We start from the raw sequence: 1,587 nt of genomic DNA on the forward strand, positions 1-1,587 counted from the left end.
GCAGCGCGGTGCTGGCCGTCGCGCCCGGTGCGCCGGCGGCGCTGTCGCCGCTTACCGGCAAGGGCCTGCCGCTTGCGGCCATCGACGGCCGTCCGGACCCGGTCGAGGCACGCTCGCTGCGGGTCGATGTCGTCGCCTTTTCCGGCACGCCCGAGGCCGCGCGTATCGTGCGCAAGGTGATCGCCGACCGCGCCGGCCCGATCGTGCCGCTGGTCAGCGAAGTGCTCAACCCGGCGGCCTATGCGCATGAACGCGCCGTCTGCGTCGACACCACGGCTGCGGGCGGCAATGCCAGCCTGCTGGCCGCGGCGTAAGATTCCCCCAAGGCCCGCTCGCCGCGAAAGTGCCTCGTGTTGACAAGAAGCCACGTCGACTAACAAGTGGGCAACTCGACAGGGGCGAGGCCGAACAGATGCAGCCACCAGGGTTTGAGCTTCCGCGTGTCGGCGTGGTCATCACCTGTCACAATTATCGCGACTATGTCGAGGATGCGATCCGCTCGGTCCTGGCGCAGACCTATCAGAAATGGCACTGCGTCATCGTCGACGACGCTTCGACCGACGGCTCGGCCGATCACATCCGCCGGCTACTCGAAGCGATCGATGACCCGCGCTTCAGCCTGTTGGCGCGTTCGCAAAATGGCGGCCAGCTTGAATCGTTCCGCGATGGTTTTGCCGCAAGCGACGCGCCGTTCGTGGCGTTTCTCGATGCCGACGATATCTGGTTGCCGAATTTTCTCGTGGCGCACCTTGCCGCCCATTTGAATGCGACGCGCCCGGCATCGCTGTCCAGTTCCGATGTCTTTCTGGTCGACCGCGATCGCAGCTTGCTGGCTGGCACCTACATTCAATTGCGAAAGCCGCGTTCCAGTCTGGACGGACCTGGCGTCGGCATCATCCCCGGCAAACAGCTTGGCGCGATGGCGCCGGAGATCGGCTATGCTTCGGACCATCCGATCACGTATTTCAAGCCCGGCGCCTATGGCTGGATGTGGGCGCCGACATCGTCGATGGTCTTTCGGCGCGCCGCGCTGGAACCGGTTCTGGCGTTCCCGTTCAAGGCCAGGATAGGGACCGACTATCTCGCGGCGACATGTGCGCATCTGGCGGCCGGCAGCCTGCTCCTGTCGGAATGTCTCGGCCTCTACCGCCTGCACGGGGCCAACGCATCCACCAACATCGCCTACACCGGCGGCAATGTGCAGCAATCGCTGGCATACCGAGCGCATGAGATGGTCATGGCGAATGATATCGTCGACTATGTCGTGGCCAGTGCAGAGCAGCTCGCCGCCGCCAATGGCCGGGGTTTTGTGCCCGGATTCCTGTCGCAGCACGCCAAGCGGTTTGGCAGCCTCGGCGACGATCCGCGTGTCATGCCATTTCTTGGTCGCCGAAGCCGTTTGCGACGGCTGCGCAAGCGCTTCGCCAAGCGCGTGGTTTGGGCGCTGCGACGATTGTTCGGCAAGGCCTGAGAACCGGCAGGCCCGGAAGCTTCACACTTCTTCGGGCGCGCAGCCGAACCTCAGCAGATTGCCATGCGGGTCCCAGACATAGAATTCCTTCATGTTCCACGGGCGAACGGTGAAAG

2 protein-coding genes and 1 pseudogene are annotated in these 1,587 nt (G+C 64.4%); 2 read left to right on the top strand and 1 reads right to left on the bottom strand.

Going from position 1 to position 1,587, the window contains the following annotated elements:
- Together EOB36_RS33755 and EOB36_RS33760 are read left to right on the top strand one after the other, a co-directional pair.
- A partial coding sequence (locus EOB36_RS33755) for a hypothetical protein (protein ID WP_164897721.1) occupies window positions 1–314 on the top strand: 314 nt, incomplete at its 5' end.
- Window positions 315–412: 98 nt separating this feature from the next.
- Window positions 413–1,471: a glycosyltransferase gene (locus EOB36_RS33760; protein WP_128286586.1), complete on the top strand. Its 1,059-nt coding sequence runs from the start codon at window positions 413–415 to the stop codon at window positions 1,469–1,471.
- Window positions 1,472–1,492: 21 nt separating this feature from the next.
- On the opposite strand, the pseudogene EOB36_RS35625 reads toward EOB36_RS33760, so the two are convergent.
- Window positions 1,493–1,587: pseudogene (locus tag EOB36_RS35625) on the bottom strand (VOC family protein); the annotation flags it as partial.

It is taken from the genome of Mesorhizobium sp. M6A.T.Cr.TU.017.01.1.1 (assembly GCF_004023115.1).
GTDB lineage: Bacteria > Pseudomonadota > Alphaproteobacteria > Rhizobiales > Rhizobiaceae > Mesorhizobium > Mesorhizobium mediterraneum.